This is a genomic window from Flavobacterium sp. DG2-3, assembly GCF_030730925.1.
Classification (GTDB): Bacteria; Bacteroidota; Bacteroidia; order Flavobacteriales; family Flavobacteriaceae; genus Flavobacterium.
Map to the genome: position 1 here is coordinate 297,916 of NZ_JAVAMB010000003.1, position 23,910 is coordinate 321,825.

At 34.3% G+C, this 23,910-nt stretch carries 27 protein-coding genes and 1 riboswitch; of the genes, 6 read left to right on the forward strand and 21 right to left on the reverse strand.

Features of this window, described 5'->3' with window-relative positions:
• Positions 1–14: 14 nt before the first annotated feature.
• On the reverse strand, positions 15–1,166 hold the full coding sequence (locus tag Q9Q97_RS07295; RefSeq protein ID WP_306155901.1) for a PAS domain-containing sensor histidine kinase: 1,152 nt from the start codon (positions 1,164–1,166) through the stop codon (positions 15–17).
• A 160-nt stretch (positions 1,167–1,326) separates the two neighbouring features.
• On the opposite strand from Q9Q97_RS07295, the gene Q9Q97_RS07300 reads away from it, so the two are divergent.
• The 4 genes from Q9Q97_RS07300 (at position 1,327) to Q9Q97_RS07315 (ending at position 4,212) form a co-directional block, all read left to right on the forward strand.
• On the forward strand, positions 1,327–2,202 hold the full coding sequence (locus Q9Q97_RS07300; protein ID WP_306155902.1) for a flavin reductase family protein: 876 nt from the start codon (positions 1,327–1,329) through the stop codon (positions 2,200–2,202).
• A 33-nt stretch (positions 2,203–2,235) separates the two neighbouring features.
• Positions 2,236–2,607, forward strand: coding sequence for a DUF3127 domain-containing protein (locus tag Q9Q97_RS07305; RefSeq protein WP_306155903.1), 372 nt, complete (start codon positions 2,236–2,238; stop codon positions 2,605–2,607).
• Between the two features lie 163 nt (positions 2,608–2,770).
• A complete protein-coding gene (gene aat / locus Q9Q97_RS07310) occupies positions 2,771–3,415 on the forward strand; it encodes a leucyl/phenylalanyl-tRNA--protein transferase (protein WP_306155904.1) in 645 nt (214 codons plus the stop codon).
• 2 nt (positions 3,416–3,417) lie between these two features.
• The gene (locus Q9Q97_RS07315; protein WP_306155905.1) at positions 3,418–4,212 is read left to right on the forward strand and encodes an MOSC domain-containing protein; all 795 of its coding nucleotides are present in this window, start codon (positions 3,418–3,420) and stop codon (positions 4,210–4,212) included.
• Here Q9Q97_RS07315 and Q9Q97_RS07320 read toward each other — a convergent pair.
• From Q9Q97_RS07320 to Q9Q97_RS07380, 13 genes are all read right to left on the reverse strand, one after another.
• Positions 4,209–4,919 carry a HesA/MoeB/ThiF family protein gene (locus Q9Q97_RS07320; protein WP_306155906.1) on the reverse strand — a complete coding sequence of 237 codons (711 nt, stop codon included), beginning with the start codon at positions 4,917–4,919 and terminating at the stop codon, positions 4,209–4,211. The two genes, Q9Q97_RS07315 and Q9Q97_RS07320, sit on opposite strands and share 4 nt — an antisense overlap.
• A gap of 188 nt (positions 4,920–5,107) precedes the next feature.
• Complete coding sequence (thiH, locus tag Q9Q97_RS07325; RefSeq protein WP_306155907.1) at positions 5,108–6,220, reverse strand: 2-iminoacetate synthase ThiH; 1,113 nt, start codon at positions 6,218–6,220, stop codon at positions 5,108–5,110.
• A gap of 41 nt (positions 6,221–6,261) precedes the next feature.
• A complete protein-coding gene (locus Q9Q97_RS07330; RefSeq protein WP_306155908.1) occupies positions 6,262–6,639 on the reverse strand; it encodes a GxxExxY protein in 378 nt (125 codons plus the stop codon).
• A gap of 132 nt (positions 6,640–6,771) precedes the next feature.
• Positions 6,772–7,548: a thiazole synthase gene (locus Q9Q97_RS07335; protein WP_306155909.1), complete on the reverse strand. Its 777-nt coding sequence runs from the start codon at positions 7,546–7,548 to the stop codon at positions 6,772–6,774.
• Positions 7,529–8,167, reverse strand: coding sequence for a thiamine phosphate synthase (locus Q9Q97_RS07340; protein WP_306155910.1), 639 nt, complete (start codon positions 8,165–8,167; stop codon positions 7,529–7,531). The genes Q9Q97_RS07335 and Q9Q97_RS07340 overlap by 20 nt, the downstream gene beginning before the upstream one ends.
• Positions 8,160–8,900: a hydroxymethylpyrimidine/phosphomethylpyrimidine kinase gene (locus Q9Q97_RS07345; protein WP_306155911.1), complete on the reverse strand. Its 741-nt coding sequence runs from the start codon at positions 8,898–8,900 to the stop codon at positions 8,160–8,162. The genes Q9Q97_RS07340 and Q9Q97_RS07345 overlap by 8 nt, the downstream gene beginning before the upstream one ends.
• Positions 8,858–9,463 carry a thiamine phosphate synthase gene (locus Q9Q97_RS07350; RefSeq protein ID WP_306155912.1) on the reverse strand — a complete coding sequence of 202 codons (606 nt, stop codon included), beginning with the start codon at positions 9,461–9,463 and terminating at the stop codon, positions 8,858–8,860. Before Q9Q97_RS07350 ends, Q9Q97_RS07345 begins: the two co-directional genes overlap by 43 nt.
• A gap of 78 nt (positions 9,464–9,541) precedes the next feature.
• Entirely contained in the window at positions 9,542–11,362 is a 1,821-nt protein-coding gene (gene thiC, locus Q9Q97_RS07355; protein ID WP_306155913.1) for a phosphomethylpyrimidine synthase ThiC, read from the reverse strand.
• Positions 11,363–11,510: 148 nt separating this feature from the next.
• Complete coding sequence (thiS, locus tag Q9Q97_RS07360; protein WP_306155914.1) at positions 11,511–11,717, reverse strand: sulfur carrier protein ThiS; 207 nt, start codon at positions 11,715–11,717, stop codon at positions 11,511–11,513.
• Between the two features lie 67 nt (positions 11,718–11,784).
• Positions 11,785–11,881, reverse strand: a riboswitch (TPP riboswitch).
• Positions 11,882–11,968: 87 nt separating this feature from the next.
• Positions 11,969–12,529 carry a DNA-3-methyladenine glycosylase I gene (locus Q9Q97_RS07365; protein WP_306155915.1) on the reverse strand — a complete coding sequence of 187 codons (561 nt, stop codon included), beginning with the start codon at positions 12,527–12,529 and terminating at the stop codon, positions 11,969–11,971.
• Between the two features lie 73 nt (positions 12,530–12,602).
• A complete protein-coding gene (locus tag Q9Q97_RS07370) occupies positions 12,603–13,049 on the reverse strand; it encodes a lipocalin family protein (RefSeq protein ID WP_306155916.1) in 447 nt (148 codons plus the stop codon).
• Positions 13,050–13,186: 137 nt separating this feature from the next.
• Entirely contained in the window at positions 13,187–13,867 is a 681-nt protein-coding gene (locus Q9Q97_RS07375; RefSeq protein ID WP_306155917.1) for a hypothetical protein, read from the reverse strand.
• 19 nt (positions 13,868–13,886) lie between these two features.
• Entirely contained in the window at positions 13,887–14,549 is a 663-nt protein-coding gene (locus tag Q9Q97_RS07380; RefSeq protein ID WP_306155918.1) for a queuosine precursor transporter, read from the reverse strand.
• Between the two features lie 150 nt (positions 14,550–14,699).
• Here Q9Q97_RS07380 and Q9Q97_RS07385 point away from each other — a divergent pair, with 150 nt between their 5' ends.
• Complete coding sequence (locus tag Q9Q97_RS07385) at positions 14,700–16,763, forward strand: M3 family metallopeptidase (protein WP_306155919.1); 2,064 nt, start codon at positions 14,700–14,702, stop codon at positions 16,761–16,763.
• A 63-nt stretch (positions 16,764–16,826) separates the two neighbouring features.
• Here the strand turns inward: Q9Q97_RS07385 and tsf are convergent, their stop codons facing one another.
• From tsf to Q9Q97_RS07415, 6 genes are all read right to left on the reverse strand, one after another.
• A complete protein-coding gene (gene tsf, locus Q9Q97_RS07390; protein ID WP_306155920.1) occupies positions 16,827–17,789 on the reverse strand; it encodes a translation elongation factor Ts in 963 nt (320 codons plus the stop codon).
• A gap of 138 nt (positions 17,790–17,927) precedes the next feature.
• Positions 17,928–18,692, reverse strand: a complete 765-nt coding sequence (gene rpsB / locus Q9Q97_RS07395) for a 30S ribosomal protein S2 (protein ID WP_095927954.1) — start codon at positions 18,690–18,692, stop codon at positions 17,928–17,930.
• A gap of 176 nt (positions 18,693–18,868) precedes the next feature.
• Positions 18,869–19,255, reverse strand: coding sequence for a 30S ribosomal protein S9 (rpsI, locus tag Q9Q97_RS07400; RefSeq protein WP_008466792.1), 387 nt, complete (start codon positions 19,253–19,255; stop codon positions 18,869–18,871).
• Positions 19,255–19,710 carry a 50S ribosomal protein L13 gene (gene rplM / locus Q9Q97_RS07405; RefSeq protein ID WP_125722248.1) on the reverse strand — a complete coding sequence of 152 codons (456 nt, stop codon included), beginning with the start codon at positions 19,708–19,710 and terminating at the stop codon, positions 19,255–19,257. The genes rpsI and rplM overlap by 1 nt, the downstream gene beginning before the upstream one ends.
• A 193-nt stretch (positions 19,711–19,903) precedes the next feature.
• Positions 19,904–20,716, reverse strand: a complete 813-nt coding sequence (locus Q9Q97_RS07410) for a ferritin-like domain-containing protein (protein ID WP_306155921.1) — start codon at positions 20,714–20,716, stop codon at positions 19,904–19,906.
• A 25-nt stretch (positions 20,717–20,741) separates the two neighbouring features.
• Complete coding sequence (locus Q9Q97_RS07415) at positions 20,742–21,491, reverse strand: ferritin-like domain-containing protein (RefSeq protein ID WP_306155922.1); 750 nt, start codon at positions 21,489–21,491, stop codon at positions 20,742–20,744.
• 201 nt (positions 21,492–21,692) lie between these two features.
• On the opposite strand from Q9Q97_RS07415, the gene Q9Q97_RS07420 reads away from it, so the two are divergent.
• On the forward strand, positions 21,693–22,721 hold the full coding sequence (locus Q9Q97_RS07420; protein ID WP_306155923.1) for a LacI family DNA-binding transcriptional regulator: 1,029 nt from the start codon (positions 21,693–21,695) through the stop codon (positions 22,719–22,721).
• Between the two features lie 30 nt (positions 22,722–22,751).
• On the opposite strand, the gene Q9Q97_RS07425 is transcribed toward Q9Q97_RS07420, so the two are convergent.
• Positions 22,752–23,864, reverse strand: a complete 1,113-nt coding sequence (locus Q9Q97_RS07425) for a hypothetical protein (protein ID WP_306155924.1) — start codon at positions 23,862–23,864, stop codon at positions 22,752–22,754.
• Positions 23,865–23,910: the final 46 nt, after the last annotated feature.

A 23,910-nucleotide genomic window follows, 5' to 3' on the forward strand; every position in this document is an offset into this window, starting at 1 on the left:
TGCAGTAAAACTATTTACTGCACTTTTTTATTTAATGAAATCTGAAATGTAGTTCCTTTTCCAATTTCAGAATGAAGCACTTTAATTTTTCCGTTGTGGTATTCCTCGACAATTCTTTTAGTTAAAGAAAGACCAAGTCCCCAGCCGCGTTTTTTGGTTGTAAATCCAGGTTCAAAAATGGTTTTAAATTGTTTTTTAGAAATACCTGTTCCAGAATCCTTTACATTAATTTTGACATGATGCAGATCTTGTTCAATCTGAAGATCCAAAGTTCCTTTTCCTTTCATGGCATCAATTGCATTTTTGACTAGATTTTCGATCGTCCAGCTGTGCAACGTTGGGTTAATCATTCCTAAAATCGGAGAATCTGGAGCTTTAAACGAAAAAGCAACTTGCTTAGAAAAGCGCGATTGCAAATATTCGTAAGCATTTTTTGTTTCTTCGACAATATCGTGAAGTTCTAAAACAGGAATAGAACCAATTTTAGAAAAACGATCCGTAATGGTTTGCAATCGATCAATATCTTTTTCAATTTCAGTACTAATGGATTGATCAATATTTTCGGTTTTTAATATTTCGACCCAGCCAATTAAAGAAGAAAGCGGTGTTCCAATTTGATGTGCGGTTTCTTTTGCCATCCCAGCCCAAAGTTTGTTTTGAGTTGCCATTTTGGTGCTTTTGTAGAAATTATAAATCAAAGCAATACAAAGAAAAATAATGAGAACCAGTGCAATAGGGTAATATTTGAGTTTGTTCAATAGTTCAGAATTTCCATAATATAGCGTTTGATATTTTCCTGGAGCATATTCAAAAGTAATCGGCTCGTTTTCATTTTTTAATCTATTTAAAAGCGCTTTCCTTTTTTTCTTGTCATTCAAAACATCGTCAGAAACATTTTTAGCGCTGACAACTTTGTCGTAAAGCATGATCACACCGGGAATAGAAGTGTTGTTATTGATAATTTGAAGAGGTAAATCTAAGTCGGTGTATTCATCGGCATTTACTAGAGTAATTTGAGCATTTACAAAAAGATTCATTTTTAAGCGTTCCTCATTTTTAAAAATTTGGAAGAAAGTATAAGTGTTCCAAAGAATTAGAGAAATGATTAAAAAGCAAATTGAAATAATAATCCAGCGGGTTGTATTTGTTCTTTCAGAAAAAGACATATCAGTTATTTTGTGGTATAAATATAACGAAATATACACATTTTATATTTTGCCGATGCTGAAAAGATTTTTCGTTTTATCTGCAAAACTATTTCTTCTAATTAAACCATTTCAATACTTTTGCAGGTACTAAAATGAGATTCTGTCTAAATTTTAAAGTATGATCAGCATTAATCCAAAAGAGATTCCAACGGCCAAATTGCAAGGCTATCTACAGAGTTCAATCGGTCCAAGGCCAATTGCGTTTGCGAGTACCATTAGCGAGACAGGGATTCCTAATTTATCTCCGTTTAGTTTCTTTAATGTGTTTAGTGCCAATCCGCCGATTTTGGTTTTTTCGCCATCGCGACGTGTTCGAGATAATACGATAAAACATACTTTAATTAATGCCGAAGCCACTCGCGAAGTAGTAATAAATGTCGTAAATTACGATATCGTACAGCAGACCTCGTTGGCAAGTACAGAATATGGAGATGGTGTCAACGAATTTATTAAAGCTGGATTAACGCAAATCCCTTCAGATTTAGTAAAACCATTTCGCGTAAAAGAATCTCCAGTTCAGTTTGAATGCAAGATTACGCAGATTATTCCGTTAGGAACTGAAGGCGGGGCTGGAAATTTAATTTTATGCGAAGTAGTAAAAATTCATATTGCTGAATCTATTTTGGATGAAAACGGAGCAATCGACCAGCATAAAATTGATTTGGTTTCAAGACTTGGAAACAATTGGTATTCAAGATCAAACCAAGGACTTTTTGAAGTAGCAAAACCCTTGACAACATTGGGAGTAGGCGTAGATGCAATTCCTGATTTTGTAAAAGAAAGCGCTGTTTTTGACGGAAATGATTTAGGTAAGTTAGGAAATATAGAAGCCTTGCCTACAAAAGAAGAAGTTAGTATATTTGTGAAAGAAAATTTCGCAGTCAAAGGAGTTTTAAGCTCCGACGATCAGAAAAAAGTGCATTTAGAAGCCAAAAAATATCTGGATAATGGCGATGTAGAATCGGCTTGGAAAGTGCTTTTAGCTAAAAAATAAAAAGAAATAGAAACAATAATTAAATAGACGAAGATGGAAGTTACAGGAAAAGTAAAAGTGGTAAACCCAGAGCAGCAAGTTAGTGCCTCATTCAAAAAAAGAGAGTTAGTTGTTACTACTGAGGAGCAGTATCCACAACATATTTTAATCGAATTTACACAAGATAAATGTGATTTATTGAGTAGCTATAAACAAGGAGATGCAGTAAAAGTTTCTATCAATTTAAGAGGAAGAGAATGGGTTAATCCACAAGGAGAAACTAGATATTTCAATAGTATTCAAGGTTGGAGAATCGAAAGATTAGCTGCAGAAGGAGCTACACAAGCACCACCAATGCCAGCAGCAGAAACTTTTGCTCCAGCAACAAACTTAAACGAAGACGAACCAGACGATTTACCGTTCTAAGAAAGTTTAAATCTCAAATTATAAATTCCAAATTCCAAAGCTTTACTGTGTTTGGAGTTTGGAATTTTTATATTCAATATAGTTTTGTCAAAGTTCAAAACTTTGACAAAGTTTTTTAAGAAAGATTGGAATTTGGATTTTTTTTATTTGGAATTTTTTAAAGATGTATTACTTATTCAACGATTTATTTTTTCCGCCAGTAACAGAAGCTGATGAAGAAGGGGTTTTGGCAATTGGAGGCGATCTCAGCTCAGAGCGCTTACAATTGGCATACAAAAGTGGTATTTTTCCTTGGTTTAATGAGGGAGAGCCAATTCTTTGGTGGGCTCCAGATCCTAGAATGGTATTGTTTTTTGATGAATTGGTGATTTCCAAAAGCATGAAAAAAATCCTCAATAAGAAAATATTTAAGGTTACGTATAATAAAAATTTTAGAGAAGTAATTTCCAATTGTCAGCAAATAAAGCGTGAAGGCCAGAACGGAACTTGGATTTCTGATGAAATGATAGAAGCTTACTGCAAATTAAATGAAGAAGGAATAGCAAAATCTGTTGAGGTTTGGCAGGACGATGTTTTAGTGGGCGGCTTGTACGGAATTGATTTGGGTAAAGGAAACGTCTTTTGCGGAGAAAGTATGTTTTCTAAAGTTTCCAATGCTTCAAAAACAGCTTTCATTGCTTTAGCCTTATATTTGAAGAAAGAAAAATATAAATTGTTGGATTGTCAAGTTTATAATTCACATTTGGAGAGTTTAGGCTGCAGAGAAATTGATCGTGAAGAGTTTATGTCCATTTTAAAAAGTAAATAAAAATGAGTGCAGTTTACAGCGTAAAAGAAATTTATATCTATCCGATAAAAAGTTTAGCAGGCATAAGTTTAGAAAGTGCCAATGCAGAAGAAATGGGCTTTGAAAATGATAGAAGATGGATGCTGATTAATTCAGAAAATGTTCATGTTACCCAAAGGGAATATCCGATAATGAGTCAGTTTTATCCTCAGATTGCAGGAGATAAAATTCAAATTGCTTTTGAAGGCGAAACTCATGAATTTTTGATAAACGAATCTTTAGAGACCCCAATAGCATCAAAGGTTTGGGAGGATAAAAGTGAAGTTTTCGAAGTAAATAAAAACAGTTCAAAATGGTTTAGCGATAAACTCGGCTTTGAATGCAGATTAGTGAAAATCAATAAAATTGGGGCTCGTAAACACGAAAGCTCAAGAACGCAGGAAACGTACAATGTGAGTTTGGCTGACGGTTATCCTTATTTATTAATTGGAACAGAAAGTCTGGATTTCTTGAATTCTAAACTGGAAGAAAAAATTACCATAAAAAGATTTCGCCCGAACATTGTTGTAAGTACAAAAAATGCTCACGAAGAAGATAATTTTAAGACTTTTGCAATTGGCGGAGTTCAATTTAAAAATATAAAACCTTGCGGAAGATGTATTATGGTAAATAATGACCCGCAGAAAGGAGTTATAAAAAAAGAGCCTCTAAAAACGTTGAGCAAATACAGAAATGTAGATAATTCAGTTTTATTTGGGACTAATATTGTGAGTTTGAATTCGGGAATTATTAAGGTTGGCGATGAGGTTGTTTTCTAAAAATTCAATTTTGTAAAATTCCAATTTAAAGTATTAAAAAGTATTAATTCATTGTTTAAAGTTGGTAATTCTAAAATCAATTTTAAAGTTTCGTGCGCCATCATATTTCCGATAATTCCAGGCAGCGTTCCTAAAACTCCATTTAAATTGCAATTTGGAACATCTTTTGGATCCGGCATTTCTGGAAATAAATCACGGAGATTTTTACTTCCGTTATGATTAAAAACAGCAATTTGTCCTTCAAATTTTAAAATACTTCCGTAAACCAAAGGTTTGTTAAGCTGAACACAGGTATCATTGACCAAATATCGAGTCGAAAAATTATCAGAACCATCCACAATAATATCATATTGTTCAATAATTTTTGAAGCATTTTCAGCTGTTAATTTTTCATTAATCAAAACAGCTTCAATAAGCGGATTTAGTTTTGAAACGACTTTTTGCGCCACAATGGCTTTATGTTGTCCAATTTCATTCTCAGTATATAAAATCTGTCTGTGAAGATTATGAACTTCAATCGTATCAAAATCCATAATTCCGATAAAACCAACTCCCGCAGTCGCAATATATTGCAAAATTGGACAGCCCAAACCACCGGCACCAATCACTAAAACCCTAGCTTTTTTTAATTTTTCCTGACCTTCATCACCAATTTCTGGAAGAATGGTTTGCCTGTTGTAACGAAGAAATTCTTGGATAATGCTCATTTTTGGGAATTTTAGATTTTAGATTTTAGATTTTTTTGGAATCGCAATTTTAGCTTCCAACAGCAACTTTGTCAAAGTTTAAAACTTTGACAAAGTTTCACGTACCAATTGGAATTTTGAATTTTTCTATTGGAATTTGGACTCGAGCGATAGCGAACAGGCGAAGCAATTTAAAAGTTTGGAATTTTTTAAAAATAACTTTTACTCCAATCTTTCCAAACCGGTTCGTAGCCTGCATTTTTGATTATTTTTGAAATTTCGGCTGCAGAACGTTCATCACTGATTTCAAATTGCTCCAAAGACTGCGGATCTACCACATAACCGCCAGGATTTGTTTTAGAACCTGCGCTCATACTCGTAACACCAATCGGAATTATGTTGTTTCTGAATTTCTCGTTTTCACGAGTCGAAATTGAAATTTCGAGATCTTCATTCCACAATCTGTAAGCGCAGATTAACTGAGTCAAATCTTTATCATCCATAATAAAATTGGGTTCGATAATGCCTTCAGCAGGACGAAGACGCGGAAATGAAACCGAATATTTAGTCTGCCAATATTTCTTCTGCAAATAATCGAGATGCAAAGCATTAAAAAAGCTATCCGTTCGCCAGTCTTCCAAACCTAATAAAACGCCCAAACCAATTTTATGAATTCCCGCAGTTCCTATTCGATCAGGAGTTTCGAGTCGGTAATCGAAATTTGATTTTTTGCCTTTCGTATGATACTTTTTATACACTTCTTGATGATAGGTTTCCTGATAAACCAAAACCGAATAAACTCCAGCTTCGTGCAGACGCTCGTAATCTTCTGTAGAAAGTGGCTGAACTTCAACTGAAATAATCGAAAAATCTTCTTTAATTAAGTTGATCGCATTCAGAAAATAATTAATATTTACCGTATAATTCGCTTCGCCTGTAACGAGTAAAACATGGTCAAAACCTGTTTTTTTCAAAGCTTCAACTTCGAGTTTTATTTCAGCGTCAGAAAGTGTTTTTCTTTTGATTTTATTGTCTAAACTAAATCCGCAATAGGTGCAGATGTTTTGGCATTCGTTGCTTAAATACAGTGGCGCATACATTTGAATCGTTTTCCCAAAACGCTTCTTGGTGATTTCGTGGCATTTTTGTGCCATTTGCTCCAGATAGTTTTGAGCAATAGGAGAAATCAAAATCAAAAAATCATCGAGATTTCGTTTCGTTTTAGCCAAAGACTGCTTGACCTCTTTTGATGTGGTTTTGTATATTCTGGATTGGATTTCATCCCAATTATATTGCTCAAAAATAGATTTGAATGTTTTCATTTTTTTATTTTGTTTCCCGCAGATTTAGCAGATTGTGCAGATTAAATTTTATTTGCAACGCGGTGAATATTTTCAAGGATATTAGAACAATTAAAATTGACTAATAAACCAAGTTTTTTATTGGTTAATTTTAAGTATGTATTTAATTGTTTAAAATGAATCGGCCTTATCTCGTCTACTGATTTTAATTCTACAATTACTTTGTCCTCTACTAAAATATCAAGTCTGAAAGTTATGTCTAAATAAGCATCATCATATTTGACTGGTAAATCAATTTGTTTAGCTACTTGTAATCCATCTTTTTCTAATTGATAATAAAGTGCGCACTCATAAACTGATTCTAATAGTCCTGGTCCAAGATTATTGTATACTTTAAAAATTGCTCCCCTAACTTTATACGAAATTTCATTTTCTAACATAATTTTTTTAATTCAAAATTAAAGAAAATTCTTTCTTTTTGATGTTTTGGAAAATCAGAATAAATTAGTTGAGGCCATTTTGGTGTAAAATTTATCTGCTAAATCTGCGAGATCTGCGAGAGAAAATCAAAATTAGTCATATAAAAAAGAGGTTAAAGGACTAGAAGCCGAAGCATAATTCTGCTGATTGGCAACTTTTGCTTCAAACGCCTTTCTTCCCGCAATAACCGCCTCCTTAAAAGCCTCAGCCATTAATTTCGGATTTCCTGCTACCGCAATGGCAGTATTCACCAAAACAGCGTCTGCACCAATTTCCATTGCTTTTGCGGCATCAGAAGGCGCGCCAATTCCAGCATCGACAATAACTGGAACAGTGCTTTGTTCGATTATAATTTCTAAGAAATCAATCGTTTTTAAGCCTTTATTACTGCCAATAGGCGAACCCAAAGGCATTACCGCAGAAGTTCCAGCACTTTCTAAATGTTTGCATAAAACAGGATCGGCATGAATGTACGGCAGAACAATAAAACCAAGTTTCGCCAGTTCTTCTGTTGCTTTTAACGTTTCAATCGGGTCAGGCATTAGATATTTTGGATCAGGATGAATTTCCAGTTTTACCCAATTCGTTTCTAAAGCTTCGCGAGCCAATTGTGCAGCAAAAACAGCTTCTTTGGCATTTCGTGCGCCCGAAGTATTAGGCAATAAATTGATATTTGGATGTTTTAAATGCGATAAAATAGCATCAGTATCTGTTTCCAGATCAATGCGTTTGAGAGCAACGGTAACCAATTCGCTTTCTGAAGCCAGAATGGCATTTTCCATTTCTTCATTCGACCCAAATTTTCCTGTTCCAAGAAAAAGACGGGACTTAAAAGCTTTATCTCCGATATTAAACAATGATTTTTGCATATAATTTTTCGTTTAATTGTTGAATCAATTTTTCTTTTTCATCACTTTCCGTAATGATTCCAGAAATGGCAATTCCGTGAATTCCAGTTTCCATTAGCGGACTAACATCTCGTAATGTGATACCTCCAATGGCATAAACAGGAATTTCGATTTTATTTTTTTTCAATTTTTGCAGAATGTCAAAATAGCCCGACAATCCCAAAATCGGACTTAATTTTTCTTTTGTAGCCGTAAAACGGAAAGGCCCTAAACCAATATAATCACAGCCATCTTTTACGTGATTTTGAATGTCTTCAAAAGTATTTGCAGTCCCTCCAATTACTTTTGAAGTTCCTAAAAAAGCTCTCGCTTCATTAATTTTAGTATCCGTTAAACCTAAATGAACGCCGTCGGCATCAATTTCTTTGGCGAGATGCAGATCATCATTTACAATAAAATTGGCAGCGTATTTTTCGCATAAAGGTTTTATCGCTTCCGCTAAAGTGAAAGTTTCTTTTTGTGTCTGGTTTTTAAATCGCATTTGCACCCAGTTGCAGCCTGCATCAAGTGCCTGATGAATGTTGGATAATTGTTTTTCTATAGTTTCGCCTTGCGAGATATATTGAAGTTTGCTATACATAATGATATCCGATTAAAGTTGATGTTGAACTCAGGTAATTTTCGATATAGATTTTAGCATTTTTACAAGCCTCTTTTATCGATTGATTTAAAGCCAAATTGGAAGCAATAGCAGAAGAAAGCACACAACCTGAACCGTGTTTTTCGGAACATTTTTTTTCTGATGGAAATAATTCTAAAATTTCATCCTTTAGAAATAAACGATCTGTACCAATAGCTTTTTCGTTATGTCCGCCTTTTAATAGAACGTTCGTAGGAAATTGATTTTCGATTAAAACAAATTCAGGAAATAGAATTTTCATTTCATGATAATTAGGCGTAATCAAATCGATTTTTGAAAGTATTTTATTTAAATCTAAACGATTTTCAATATTCATAAATTCAAATTTTGTAGTTGATTTTAGAACAGGATCCCAAACTATTTTTGTTGATGAAGAAAGCCGTTTTACTGTCGAAACAATACGGTTTAAATCATATAAAGAAGATACAATTCCAATTTTGGCAACACTGATTTTATAATTCAAAAACATTGTTTCAATCGAACGGATTACAAAACTCAAATCGGTCCACTGAATTTCATAAAATTGATTTTCAGTCTGAATGGTATTCGCTGTCGAAATAGCAAAACCAGTTACTTTGTGCTGTTCAAATGTTTTGATATCAGCCAAAATTCCGGCACCACCTGAAGGATCTAAACCTGCGATTGTGAGTACGAAAGGGCGATTTGCTGACATAATTTAAATTGTTTTAATGGATTTTTATTTTTCCAAATACTTCCTAAAAGAGCGAAATCATCAAAGCCTTTTTCTAAAACTTCTTGAATGTTTTCTGAATCAATTCCGCCTAAAGCAATCATTTTTGTTTCATGATTTGTTCTTGATTTTATTTCTTCGAAAAGATCTTTCTCTGGAGAATAATTTTCTTTCGAAATGCTTTTAAAAACGGGACTTAAAAAGGCGTAATCAAAATTTTCTAGAGAGTTAAAATCTTCTATAGAATGCGTTGATGTTGAATACCTACTAGGTTTTGAAAACCTTGCAGGAGAGCTGCTAGATTGATTTCTTTCTTTTTCAGAAAAATGAAATCTGTCAATGCCAAAATCTTCAGCTAATTCATGATGATTATGCAGAACCATTTTATCCCGAAATTCTAATTTCATCTGTTGAAGAAACTGAATCATTTCTAAAGATGAAAAATAAGGTTTGCGAATATGAAGCAATGGCAATCCTTCTTCAAAAAAGGAAGTGATTAAATTAATTTCATTTTTTACCACAATTGGATTTGAGATTAAAATCATTCGATTTGTTTTTTCTTCTCCCGCAGATTTCACAGATTTAGGAGATCTTTGTTCTTTACTCTATTTTCTATCCTCTTTTTAAATATAAATCTCTTTTCCCTGTTCAATAAACTCTTCCGATTTCTCCTGCATTCCTTTTTCGGCAGCGGCCACATCTCTAATTTCCTGAGATATTTTCATAGAACAGAATTTCGGTCCACACATCGAGCAGAAATGCGCCACTTTTGCACCATCAGCTGGAAGCGTTTCGTCGTGAAATTCTCTTGCTGTATCTGGATCTAAAGCCAAATTAAACTGATCTTCCCAACGAAATTCAAAACGCGCTTTACTCAATGCATTATCACGATATTGCGCTCCCGGATGGCCTTTAGCCAAATCGGCTGCATGAGCAGAAATTTTATACGTAATCACGCCGTCTTTTACGTCTTTTTTATTCGGTAAACCTAAATGCTCTTTTGGAGTTACGTAGCACAGCATCGCACAGCCATACCAGCCAATCATAGCAGCTCCAATGGCAGAAGTAATATGATCGTAACCTGGTGCAATATCTGTAGTTAAAGGTCCTAAAGTATAAAACGGAGCCTCATGGCAATGTTCTAACTGTTTGTCCATATTTTCCTTAATCATGTGCATCGGAACGTGTCCTGGGCCTTCAATAAAAACTTGAACATCATGTTTCCATGCAATTTTTGTCAATTCGCCCAAAGTTTCTAATTCAGCAAATTGCGCGGCATCATTCGCATCGGCAATCGAACCCGGACGTAAACCGTCTCCAAGAGAAAAGGCGACATCGTATTGTTTCATGATTTCGCAGATTTCTTCAAAATGCGTGTAGAGGAAATTTTCTTTATGATGGAATAAACACCATTTTGCCATGATAGATCCTCCACGAGAGACAATTCCAGTAACACGATTGGCCGTTAAATGAATATAACGCAATAAAACTCCAGCATGAATCGTGAAATAGGAAACGCCTTGTTCGGCTTGTTCGATTAAAGTATCGCGGAAAATTTCCCAAGTCAGATCTTCGGCAATTCCTTTTACTTTTTCTAAAGCCTGATAAATAGGAACGGTTCCGATTGGAACAGGAGAGTTACGTATAATCCATTCTCTGGTTTCGTGAATATTTTTTCCTGTAGACAAATCCATAATCGTATCGGCTCCCCAGCGGCAAGCCCAAACAGCTTTTTCTACCTCTTCTTCGATGCTCGAAGTCACAGCGCTGTTTCCAATATTAGCATTAATTTTTACCAAGAAATTACGTCCCACAATCATTGGTTCGCTTTCTGGATGATTAATGTTGTTTGGAATAATAGCTCTCCCACAAGCGACTTCGGAGCGCACAAATTCTGGAGTAATCTTGCTTTTTGGAGTGTTGGCGCCAAAACTATGGCCATGGTGCTGACAGCGCATAGCTTCAGTTTGTTCATTTAAAAGTTCGATTCGCTGATTTTCACGAATCGCGATATATTCCATTTCGGGAGTAATAATTCCTTGTTTAGCGTAATATAATTGGGTTACGTTAGCACCTTTTTTAGCACGTTTTGGCTGATGTAAATATTCGAATCGAAGATGGTTTAAGCTTTCATCTTTCAGTCTGCTTTGACCGTAATCTGAAGTTATTTCTTCTAGGATTTCGACATCATTTCGATCCAAAATCCATTTTTCGCGTAAGCGTGGCAATCCTTTTCGAATGTCAATAGCAATATTTGGATCAGTGTAAGCACCCGAAGTGTCATAAACAGTTACTGGAGGGTTTTTCTCAATTCCGCCATTAGAAAGTTTGGTATCGCTCAAAGTAATTTCGCGCATCGCCACTTTAATAGGATGAATTTCTCCGTCGATATATACTTTTTTAGAATTTGGAAACGGGGTTCTGGATATTTGTTCTTCTTTCATAGTTTTTGTTTCAGGTTTGAAGTTTAAAGTTTCAAGTTGATTCTGATTGTGTTTATTCACAACGTTTTTGCGTAGAGACGCACTGCAGTACATCTACGTATGATTGGCAAATTGGAATTTGGTATTTAAAAATTTGGAATTTTAAAAATTAACCTCCCTGCGTAGCAGAAATGATCAAAATATCGTCAGTTTCGTGTAGGAGGTATTCGTTCCATTTGGTTTTTGGAACAACAGTATTGTTGACAGCAACAGCGATTCCGTTTTGTTTGAGCGGAATTTCGAGATCGAGCAATGATTGAACGCTTAGCGATTCAGCATTGAAATTTTTGGTTTGTTGATTGATTTTAAGTTCCATTCCTTTTTGAGTTTAGTGTATAGTTACACAATAGGAATGGCTACAAAATACACGCAGGCGCGCGCATAGAAGTCATCTTACTTTTCCCTACGCTAGTATGAACTAGATCAGGTTCAGAGGGTAAAATCTCAGCCTGCATGATGCAGACACCCCTAAAGTGTGAAGCAAATATATGTAATTTTTGTTTAAAGTTTCAAGTTTAAGGTTTTCAAGTTCAAAAAAAATGAAAACTAGAACTGAAACTGAGATAGTTATTTCTTTCGCGTAAAGCAATCTTCTATATGATCATTGACCATTCCAGTTGCCTGCATGTGAGCATAAATAACCGTTGAGCCAACAAATTTGAAACCGCGTTTCTTTAAATCTTTACTAATCGCATCAGAAATTGGAGTTGTTGCCGGAACATCTTTTAAGGTTTTTGGATTGTTGTCGATTGGTTTTCCATCAACAAATTCCCAGATGTATTTTGAGAAAGTTCCAAATTCTTCTTGAACTTTCATGAATGCTTGTGCATTTGAAACAGCAGATTTAATTTTTAATCCGTTTCGAATAATGCCTGTGTTTTGCATCAATTCTTCGATTTTATCTTCAGAATAATTAGCAATTTTTTTATAATCAAAATGATCAAAAGCAGTTTTAAAGTTTTCTCTTTTGTTTAAAATCGTAATCCAGCTTAAACCCGCCTGAAAAGTTTCTAAAATTAAAAATTCAAAAATAGTCGGGTCGTCGTAAACAGGAGTTCCCCATTCTTCGTCGTGGTATTTTTTATATAAATCGCTGGTGGAACACCAGCCGCATCTAATTAGTTCCATTGTTTTTTATTTTAAAGATATAAAAAAGCCTCATTTCAAATTGAAACGAGGCGTATTTTATTAAATAATATAATTATTTTCTAGTGTATTCTAATAACTTATACACTGCATTATCTTTGCCTTTTGTAATTTTTAATCTCAAGGAAGTTTCATCTAATCTTAGAATCTCATAACTAGTTTCATTATTTAATATGTCTTTTAGTTTTAAGGTATTATTTGATTTTAACCATGTTCCGTCATTGGTGTATTCCTTACATTTTGAATTGGTATACTCATATTCGAATTCTTTGTAGTTTCCATTTTCTAAAAATTCAATTTGATCATTACTGCACCCGCCCTCTGGAGTAATTGTTAATAGGAGTTCGGAACCATCTAAGATATTTCCTCTTTTTGTAAGTTTCCATTTGCCAATAACAGAAGCTTCAGATATTGAGCCCTTGTCGTCGCTTTCATTATCGTTGCTACTACATGATGATAGTAATATCCCAATTGAAACAAATAAAATAGCTAATTTCTTCATTTTGTAATAAATTTATTAATAATATTAAAAAACAAAACTACGAACTATTTTTTATCATTACTAATTTTTGTAAGATTATTTTTATTTTAAAAAAAATACTTTTTTTAGCTTTTTCTCTCGAAACACTGTATGGTCAACTATCTTCCAATCTGCCAACTATAACCTTTTACACTCGGAATATATGCAGAACGTCCAACTATAACTAAATTATTGTAGATTTTTTTGTTGTATTTAATGCCAATTGCATTTCCGGAAGTGTACATTTTATTGGCTTTAAATACCACTTTCATTTTGCCATCTTCCAATTCTGCGTCAGATACTTTTTCAATAAACCAAGTAGAATGCCATTTTACAGCCAATTCATTTTCTGCTGTTTTAGTTACACTTTTTACGAGCTTAACCGCTTCTTCGGGAATCTCGAAGTTCTCTGTTAACTGCTTTTGAGTCATGGTCTGACCCATTTTGCATTTTTCTAATATTTTGCGAATATTGACAAAGCTTAATAATTTGTCGTTGGCTTCTTTTTTTATAGAAGTTGGCTGATTTAAAGTATTATTTACGGTTTTAGAATTTACCGTTTTAACTTCTATCGGAGTTTTAACTGCAAAAGGATTTTTTGTCGAAACAGTTTTTTTGGAATCGATCTCTTTTGGAGCGGTAATGCTTTTTGATGAAATTGTAGAATTTATTTTTACGCCAGCGGGTGTTAATTTATTAACAGGCTGAATGGTTTTTTTATGCTGTTTTTTTTCGTCATTTCCACAGCTTAAAAAGAAATAGGAGACAGAGAATAAAATAAGAAAGTAATTATTTTTCATGACCTAAGTTTTTTATTCTTTAACTTTTTTGTGCTGGATCTCCTTCTAAATATTTTTTAATCAGATGATGTCCTAAATAAATCGCTGGGGTTAATAAAATAGCGATTGCCAGTTTAAAAGTATATCCTATTAATCCTGAAGATATAAAGGTGTCAAAGTCTATCTTTCCTGGAAGCCAAAAAGCAATTCCCAAAACAATAAACGAATCAAATAATTGCGAAATTACGGTAGAACCCGTTGCTCTCAGCCATATTTTCTTTTCGCCGGTTCTGTTTTTAAAAAACCAAAAAATCCAAACATCAATAAGCTGAGAAGCCATAAAAGCGATTAAACTTCCAACTATAATCCACATGCTCTGTCCAAAAACGGCTTGAAATTGCTCATCATTTACAGGACTTATTCCTTTTGCGGCCGGAATTACCATAGCCATAAACAAGATAATAAAAGCATAAGCAATCAGACATGCCGTTATAAAAGAAAGTTTTTTTACTCCTTTTTCACCAAAATATTCATTAATCAAATCGGTTGTTAGAAATACGATTGGCCAAGGCAAAATTCCGATACTCATTACAAAAGGTCCAACTTGGATTAATTTTCCGCCAATTAACTCAGCAACAACGGCATTGGTGATAAATATCCCTGATAAAATTACAAAAACAATTTCTTTTCTGGTTTTAAACATTTGATTTTTGGTATTGATATTTCAAAAATAAACTATTTCTTTTAAATCTTAGAAACGGATTAAGAAGTTTGCTTTCGATTGGTTAATTTTGAGATTCTGTTGCATTTTTTGCTAGTCCAATTTTTGTACAGAATTAATAAAAGTATAGTTATGAAAACACCAATAGAATTAGATAATCCATTGTTAAGAGAATGGTCTGGTCCTTATGGAGGGGTTCCAGATTTTACAGCCTACAAAGTTTCCGATTTTAAGCCTGCAATAGAATTTGCAATAAAAGAAAAATTGGAAGAAATTGATGCAATTTCAACTAATCCAGAAGAGCCGACATTTGAAAATACAGTCAAAGCTTTAGAACTTTCTGGTGAAAAGTTAGATAGAATTTATGCGGTTTACGGAATTTATAGATCGAATTTGAGTACTCCAGAATTTAATAGTGTTGATACAGAAATGTCTCCAAAATTGGCAGAGATTAATGATAAGCTGTATCAAAATGAGAAGTTGTTTTCTAGAATTGAAGCTTTATACAAATCGGATGAAAAGGAAAATTTCACGAAGGAGCAGCAACGTTTGCTTTGGCTGTATTATACCGATTTTGTTAGAGAAGGAGCGGAGTTAAACAAAGAAGACAAAGATAAAGTTGCCGAAATAAACCAAGAATTGGCAACGCTTTTTACTTCTTTTAGTCAAAAATTGTTGGCAGAAGAAAATAATCAGTATATCGAATTAAAAACGGAAGCTGATTTTGACGGTTTACCTGAAGAATTTAAAAATGCCGCAATTGCCGAAGCAAAAGAAAGAAATCTGAATGTTTTGGGATGTATCGGAAATACAAGATCTTCAATTGAGCCTTTTTTGACTTTTTCCAACAAAAGAAATTTAAGAGAACAAGCTTTTAAAATTTTTGTAAAAAGAGGCGATAATAAGAATGAAAATGATACAAATGACACTCTTGTATCTATTTTAAGATTAAGAGCAGAGAAAGCGAAGATTTTGGGCTTTGCTAATTTTGCTGAGTGGAGTTTGTCTAATAAAATGGCAAAGGATCCGCAGAAAACGCTCGATCTAATGCATTCTGTATGGAAACCTGCTGTAGACAAAGTAAAAAATGATGTTTCGGCAATGCAGGAAATGGTAGATAGAGAAGGAGGGAACTTTAAAATCCAGCCTTGGGATTACCGTTATTATGCAGAAAAAGTGCGAAAAGAAAAATACGATTTAGATCAGAACGAAATAAAGCAATATTTGCAGTTAGAAAATTTACGTGAATCGATGTTTTGGACAGCGGGCGAATTGTTTGATTTAGGTTTTAAGCAGTTGTTTGATGTTCCGGTTTATCATGAAGATGTTAGAGTTTGGGAAGTAAATAATAGAAATACAGGAGAACCAATTGGATTATGGTATTTTGACCCATATGCGCGAATTGGAAAACGTTCTGGAGCTTGGATGAATTCGCATCGCGATCAGCAGAAAATCAACGGAAAAGTATTGCCAATTGTGTCAAACAACTGCAATTTTATAAAAGGAAACAGCGACGAACCAACTTTGATTTCTTGGGACGATGCGACGACTTTGTTTCACGAATTTGGCCATGCATTGCACGGGTTGTGTTCGAATGTTACTTATCCGAGCCTTTCTGGGACTTCGGTCGCAAGAGATTATGTGGAGTTTCCTTCCCAGTTATTAGAACATTGGTTAGCAACTCCTGAAGTACTAAATAAGTTTGCCCTTCATTACAAAACAAACGAACCTTTATCTCAGTCATTAGTAGGAAGAATAGGAAAAGCAGCTAATTTTAATGAAGGTTTTGCAACTGTAGAAACAATTTCAAGTTCGTTTGTTGATATGAAACTGCATCTTACAACCGAGATAATCGATCCGTATGATTTTGAGAAAAAGATTTTAAGCGAAATTAATATGCCTTCAGAAATTGTGATGCGACATAGAATTCCACAATTTGCACATATATTTTCAAGTGACGGATATGCAGCAGGATATTACAGCTATTTATGGGCAGATGTAATCAATGCCGATGCTTGGGAAGCGTTTTTGGAAGCAAATGGACCGTTTGACAAAAATGTTTCTGAACGTCTCTATAAAACAGTTTTAAGCGTTGGAAACACGATCGATAATGAAACAATGTACGAGAATTTCAGAGGACATGCTCCACAATCTGATGCTTTGATGCGAGCGAGAAATTTTCCAGTTGAAAGTTGACTGAAATAAAAAAAGCCCGAATAACTAAATATTCGGGCTTTTTAATATTGAAAAAATAATATATTAACCTAAAGTAACTCTTTTGAAACCAGTGATTTCAACGTTGAATCCTTTAACGTAATCACCTACTTTTTTACTGTCATCTTTGATGAAGTTTTGGTCAAGTAACGCTTTCTCTTGATCTAACGTAGTGTTGTCAGAGATAAAACGTTGAACTTTTCCTGGAAGGATTTTGTCCCAGATTTGCTCTGGTTTACCTTCAGCTTTTAATTCAGCTTTAGCATCTTCTTCAGCTTGTTTGATAACTTCTGGAGTTAATTGAGAGAAAGAGATGTATTTAGGAACATTTTTCAACGTTTTTCCTAAACGTGCAGCTTCTTCATTATCTTTTTCGATTACAGCAATACGAGCAGCAAGTTCAGATTCAACGAAAGCAGGATCAAAATCTTTGTAAGATAATGTATCAGCACCCATAGAAGCAACTTGCATAGAGATATCTTTTGTTAAAGTCTCAGCGTTGTCAACTTTAGCAGAAATAGCTGTTAAAGCAGCAATTTTGTTAACGTGAACGTAAGATCCAACGAAAGCACCTTCTAAAATTTCGAAACCACCGATTTCGATTTTCTCACCGATAACTCCAGTTTGCTCGATTAATTTCTCAGCAACTGTAATTCCGTTGAAATCAGAAGCTAAGAAATCTTCTTTAGAAGAGAAGTTGATAGCTCTTTCAACTAAATCTTTAGCTAAAGTTACGAAAGCCTCATTTTTACCTACGAAGTCAGTTTCGCAGTTCAAAGTAAGAATAGCTCCTTTAGTGTTATCAGCATTGATAAAAGAAACAGCAGCTCCTTCAGAAGACTCACGGTCAGAACGGTTAGCAGCAACTTTTTGTCCTTTTTCTCTAAGGATTTGGATCGCTTTATCGAAATCTCCTTCCGCTTCAACTAAAGCTTTTTTACAGTCCATCATTCCGGCACCTGTAGATTGTCTTAATTTATTTACGTCTGCAGCAGTAATTGTTGCCATAATATTTTGAATTTTAATGTTAAAAGTAAAAATTCCATCTTCTAAATCCCAAACTCCAATTTTATTAAATTATCAACATAACGTTTTTAATTTTGTATTTGGAATTTGGAATTTAAAATTTGGAATTTAAAATTTGATTTATTCTTCAGTTGCAGGAGCAGCTTCAGCCTCAACAGCAGGAGCTTCTTCAGCAGCTTCAACTTCTTTTTCTGCACCTCTGTCAGATAGACCTTCGATTACAGCAGTAGTTACTAAAGATAAAATTTTGTCAATTGATTTAGAAGCATCATCATTTGCAGGAATCACGTAATCAACCTCTCTTGGGTCAGAATTCGTATCAACCATTGCGAAAACTGGAATGTTTAATTTTTGAGCTTCTTTTATTGCGATGTGTTCAGCTTTGATATCTACTACGAACAATGCTGCAGGTAGTCTAGACATATCAGCAATTGAACCTAAGTTTTTCTCCAATTTAGCACGTAGACGATCAACTTGTAAACGCTCTTTTTTAGAAAGTGTGTTGAAAGTACCATCTTTCTTCATTTTATCGATAGAAGACATTTTTTTAACTGCCTTTCTGATAGTTACGAAGTTAGTTAGCATTCCACCTGGCCATCTTTCAGTGATGTAAGGCATGTTTGCAGCTTTTGCTTTATCAGCAACGATGTCTTTAGCTTGTTTTTTGGTAGCTACGAATAAAATTTTTCTACCTGATGCAGCAATTTTTTTCAAAGCTTCATTAGCTTCTTCAATTTTAGCTGCAGTTTTATATAGATTGATAATGTGAATACCATTACGCTCCATATAAATGTAAGGAGCCATGTTTGGATCCCATTTTCTAGTCATGTGTCCGAAGTGAACACCTGCTTCTAGTAATTCTTTTACTTCTATTTTGTTTGCCATTTTTGTACTAGTTTACGTTCTGTTGATTAGCAATGTATAAATGGCGATTTCTCTGGCTTTATACATTTAGATGCTAAACTATATCCTACCTCGATAGGAGAGCAACAATAACTGTGTTTTTTAATTTCAATAAATAATTGATAATGTCTTGTCCCATCCGAACAAGACAGGTAATATTAACGTTTAGAGAACTGGAATCTCTTACGAGCTTTCTTCTGACCGAATTTCTTACGTTCAACCATTCTTGGGTCTCTTGTTAATAAACCTTCTGGTTTAAGGATAGCTCTGTTTTCAGCGTTAACTTCACACATTACGCGTGCTAATGCCATTCTTACAGCTTCTGCTTGACCAGTTGTACCACCTCCGTAAACGTTTACTTTTACGTCAAAGTTACTTGCGTTTTCTGTCATAGAAAGCGGTTGTAAAACTTTGTATTGTAAAGTTGCAGTTGGAAAGTAAGTTGCGAATTCTTTTTTGTTTACAGTGATGTTTCCAGTTCCTTCAGAAACGTATACACGTGCAACAGCGGTTTTTCTTCTACCGATTTTGTGAATAACTCCCATTACTTAAGATCATTTAGGTTAACAGTTCTAGGTTTTTGAGCTCCGTGAGTGTGCTCAGCTCCTACAACAACATTTAGATTTCTGAAAAGTTCTGCTCCTAATTTGTTTTTAGGTAACATACCTTTTACCGCTTTTTCTACTAATAATGCAGGGTTTTTAGCTTGCAATACTTTAGCAGTTAAAGTTCTTTGTCCTCCTGGGTAACCTGTATGACGCATGTAGATTTTGTCATTCAATTTTGTACCTGTAAGGTTAATTTTTTCTGAGTTGATAACAATTACGTTATCTCCACAGTCAACGTGCGGTGTGTAACTTGGCTTGTACTTACCTCTTAAGATCATAGCAACCTTAGATGCAAGACGTCCTAAGTTATGACCTTCAGCGTCAACAACAATCCACTCTTTAGTTACAGTGCCTTTGTTTGCCGAAACTGTTTTGTAGCTTAATGCGTCCATAATATTATTTTAATTAAACATTCCATCCCCAATAAAGGGGATGCAAAAGTACAATTAATTATTTTAAAACCAAATACCTTAAAGAATATTTTATTCGCTGAAAATCAGGCATTCAGTTTTTGAAATAAATGGACATAAAAAAAACCGTCTCTTCTGAAGTAAAAAGACGGTTCAATAATACAAAAAAAATGGCTTATACAATAAATATATTGGCAATATCTACCACCTGTTGTGTTGTAAGTGGTTCATCATAAGCTTCTGAGCCTGCCGCAGCGCCAAATGCAGTTGCAGTATTAAAACCTGCCTGCATGGTTACGCCTTCCCCATCATAAACGGCTTGTGTCGCTGCTGGCATTCCTGCGCCTCTATCAGAATTAGAAATCCAGCCTTTTAAACCTCGAAGTCTTCGCACCTCAGATGCGTGGCGAGCTTCAACAGAATGAATTTGTAAAGCGGCTTGTAATAAATCGGGTGTGGTAATTAAATTCGCTGCCTGTCCTTTATAGGCTCTTACACCTGTGTCTTCAAAAGCTTGAGCAAGAGCCAAAAATGTGGGATAATCTCCAAAAGGATTAAAAGCGCCTCCAACCGTAAAATCAAAAGTAGGTTTGGCAACAAAGTTTGGACTCGCTGTTCCGCCTAATCCTGCAATTAGAAATTTCACGTGATCAGACTCATGCGCAGCAATCTGCTGAAAAACTTTTAAATCGCGTCCACCATTTTCAGATGCTGGAATTACGCCAGAATCTAGAGCCATAGCATAAAATTCGTTTTCTAGATATTCTAATGTTAGAGCAAATTGAAGCGCTCCAATAGGCGTAGCAGGAGTTGCTGTTATATCTTTAGCGAAAGCTTTATTAGTCAAAGCTGATAGTCCAAAAGGGATTGAAGCCAGCGCTAAATTTTTTCCGATGTTTCCAAACTGAGAAAAACTGTCTCTTCTTGAGCCAGTGCTATTTAATAAATTATCATCAGTAAAGGATTCTATAAATTTTAAAATGTTCATAATTTCTAAGTTTTAGCTGGTTAGATTAAGGTAAATATTTAGCTGTAAATTTTGTAGTGATAAAACCGGCAGCAATAGGCAGAATTTTAGACGGATCTTTAGCGTCATCTAAACCTGTTGACATGTTTACGATATCATCTCCAGCAAAATCTTTAGAATTCGGATTAATCAAACTTCTGATAGCCGCCGCATGACGCGCTTCTACAGAAACGATTTTTCCTGCTAACAATAAATAATCGGCAGTTTTGATTAATTTTCCAGCACCATTATAAGCAGCAACTCCTGTATCTTCTAATGCTTTTGCAGTAGCAAGAACTTCGGTGCGGCTATTAAAATTTAGTGAACCATAATTAAAGGCTAGGGAAGGAAGCAATTGTGAACTTGGATCTGGAAGCGCTCCAGTCAAAGCGGCTTTGAAGAAATCTCTGTGAACCACCTCGTGATGGTACAAATCGGTTAAGACTTCTCGTTCTAAAGAACTAAAAACAGTATTGAAATTGCTTGCATTTACAACTTTGGTGTAAAAATCAGCTTCCAATTGTTCAAGAGCGTATGCATAAGTAAGAACTCCAAAATCGCCAGAGCCTAAATCAAAAACACCATTTCGAACTCCAGGAAGTGAGGTGTCGCCCATGTTATTATCATCGTTATCATTGTCGCTGCATCCAGCTAAAACCAAACCTGTGGTTACTAATGTTAACCCACTGAGCTTAAGAAAGCTCCTTCTGCTATTCAATGAAGGATCAACTTCATGAATTTTAACTTCGTTTTTCATAATTAAAGGTTTTTTAATAAGGTTAATAACATTGGTCTTAAGTTTATTAACGAAATTTTTAGACATACGGTTTTAAACTTTAACATTTATTATTTTTCTTTTAAAAAAATTTCAGTGATTTGAAGATGAAGTACTTGTTTTTTGTTTTATTTTCGGTAATTCTACTATATTTGTATCAATTACATGAAAAACTATTTTTAAATGAAAGCTAAAGCAACTCTAAAACAAATTGCGAAAGAACTTGGTGTTTCTGTATCGACAGTTTCTAAGGCGTTAAATGACAGCCCAGAAATCAGTGAGCAAACAAAGGTGAAGATTAAGGAGTATGCCAAACTCAAAAATTACAAGCCTAATGTTATTGGTCTAAATTTAAAAAACCGTAAAACCAAAACGATCGGGGTGATTATTCCTAATATTTTAAATTCTTTCTTCGCGAAAGTTTTTAGCGGTATTGAGAAAGTTGCCGACAAAAAGGGGTATAATGTAATTACGTGTATTTCTAATGAATCTTTAGAAAAAGAAGTTCATACACTAGAAATGCTAAGTAACGGAACAATCGACGGTTTCATTCTTTCGGTTTCTGAAGAAGCTCAAAAATTACAGGATTACAATCATTTTTCTGAAATTATAAATGACGGAACTCCAATTGTAATGTTTGACCGAATTGCTGATGAAGTTGAATGTGATAAAGTGGTGGTAGATGATTTTGATTCTGCATTAAATTCAACACAGCATTTAATCGATTTAGGATGTAAAAATATTGCCTTAATCTCTTCTGTAGACAATTTAAGTATCGGAAAATTGAGAGCTGACGGATATTTGAAAGCTTTGAAAGACAATAATATTCCCGTAAACGAAAAGATAATTCTTCGTACCGATTCTGAAGAAGATATGAAAAGCAGAATCGAAGGCATATTGGATCAAAAAGTAGACGGAATTTTCGCTTTGGACGAAAATGATTCGGTTGCTGCGCTAAGAGTAAGTTTGAAAAAAGGCTACAGAGTTCCAGAAGATATTTCGATTATTGGTTTTGCTGATGGAATTTTAGCTTCAAGACGTTTATCGCCAAGTCTGACTACAGTAAGTCAGCACGGTGTTGAAATTGGAGAAGTTGCTGCAAAAAGATTAATCGAAAGATTGGAAGAACCAGAAGGAACAATTTCTGAATACGAAACAATCGTCATTAAAACGAAATTGAAAGAAAGAGAATCTACGAGAAAGAAAAAATAAACAGAAAACATCCGCCGCGGCGGATGTTTTTTATTTTAACTCATAAGGAAATTTAGGATTCTTGTATTTTTTTAATTTCTCAAACGGAACTAGAAAAGATTCTTCACAGGATCTTGCTGCTCTATAAAAGATAGGAGTAAATTCAATTCCTTTTTCTGTATAATTCCAAGATGGAAAATCCCAGTATTCTTCATTGGTGTAATCACAATAATCATCTTCATTTTTTGGTTTTTCAAAATGTTCCTGAGAATTAATTACAGCAAGTAATTTAGGAGCAAAAAAATCAGTTCTGTATTTTGAAAAAGCATCAAAATTATTCTCTTTGTCACCCGTTACACTTTTATCAAAAGCCAGAATATCATCAATTTCATATTTTTTTCCGTTGTTTAAATCGATTAAATAACCGCTGCTTCCAAAATCGGGATGCGCGCCTCCGCAGAACCAAGAATCAGAAGTTTGAAAACCTAACAAATTGGTATTTAAATAATTTATTGTTGTGTTGCTTTCTATGCCTTGTCCATTGCTATATTCAAAACTAGAAGAACAGCCAAGCTGACTTAAGGTGTTTTCGATATGAATTTGTTCTAAAATCGGATTAATCAAGGTTTTGCTTTTCTCAGAAAAATTAGTTCCCAATCTAAAGAAATCTGAGGCGCAATGCTTTTCAGAATACCAAACAAATTCTTTGTTGTTGTAAAGTGTAGTCTTCTGTTTTTTAAATTCAAGGAATCTATATTTTACTAAGTTTAGCTTTTCGTCATCAAACCTAATTTTGAGATTTGATTTGTAATTGTCAAAATTAACGGGCTCTAGATGAACGGCTAATTTTTTGTCTTTAGCATCATACCAAAAACCATCAAAACTGTTTCCTGATTTTTTAAGGTAAAATTTTTCAGTAATATTATCTCCAGGTTTAAAGTAGAATGTAAAATTATTGCCGTCACTTACTTTTCCTTCCAGTTTAATATCTTTTAATGAGCTTTGATAAAAGTAAACAATGTTTGGTGTACTGTCATCTTCATAAATTTCAAACCTCATGAAAATTTTACTTTTTCCGAGAGTTCCTTCCAGATAATAGGCTTTGCTTTGACAAAATGCAATTGTTGAATAAAGTAGAAATAGGTGCAAAAGAAATTTCTTCATTTTACTTTTTTAAATTTAAAAATGGAGTAGTAAATGTAAGAAAAGT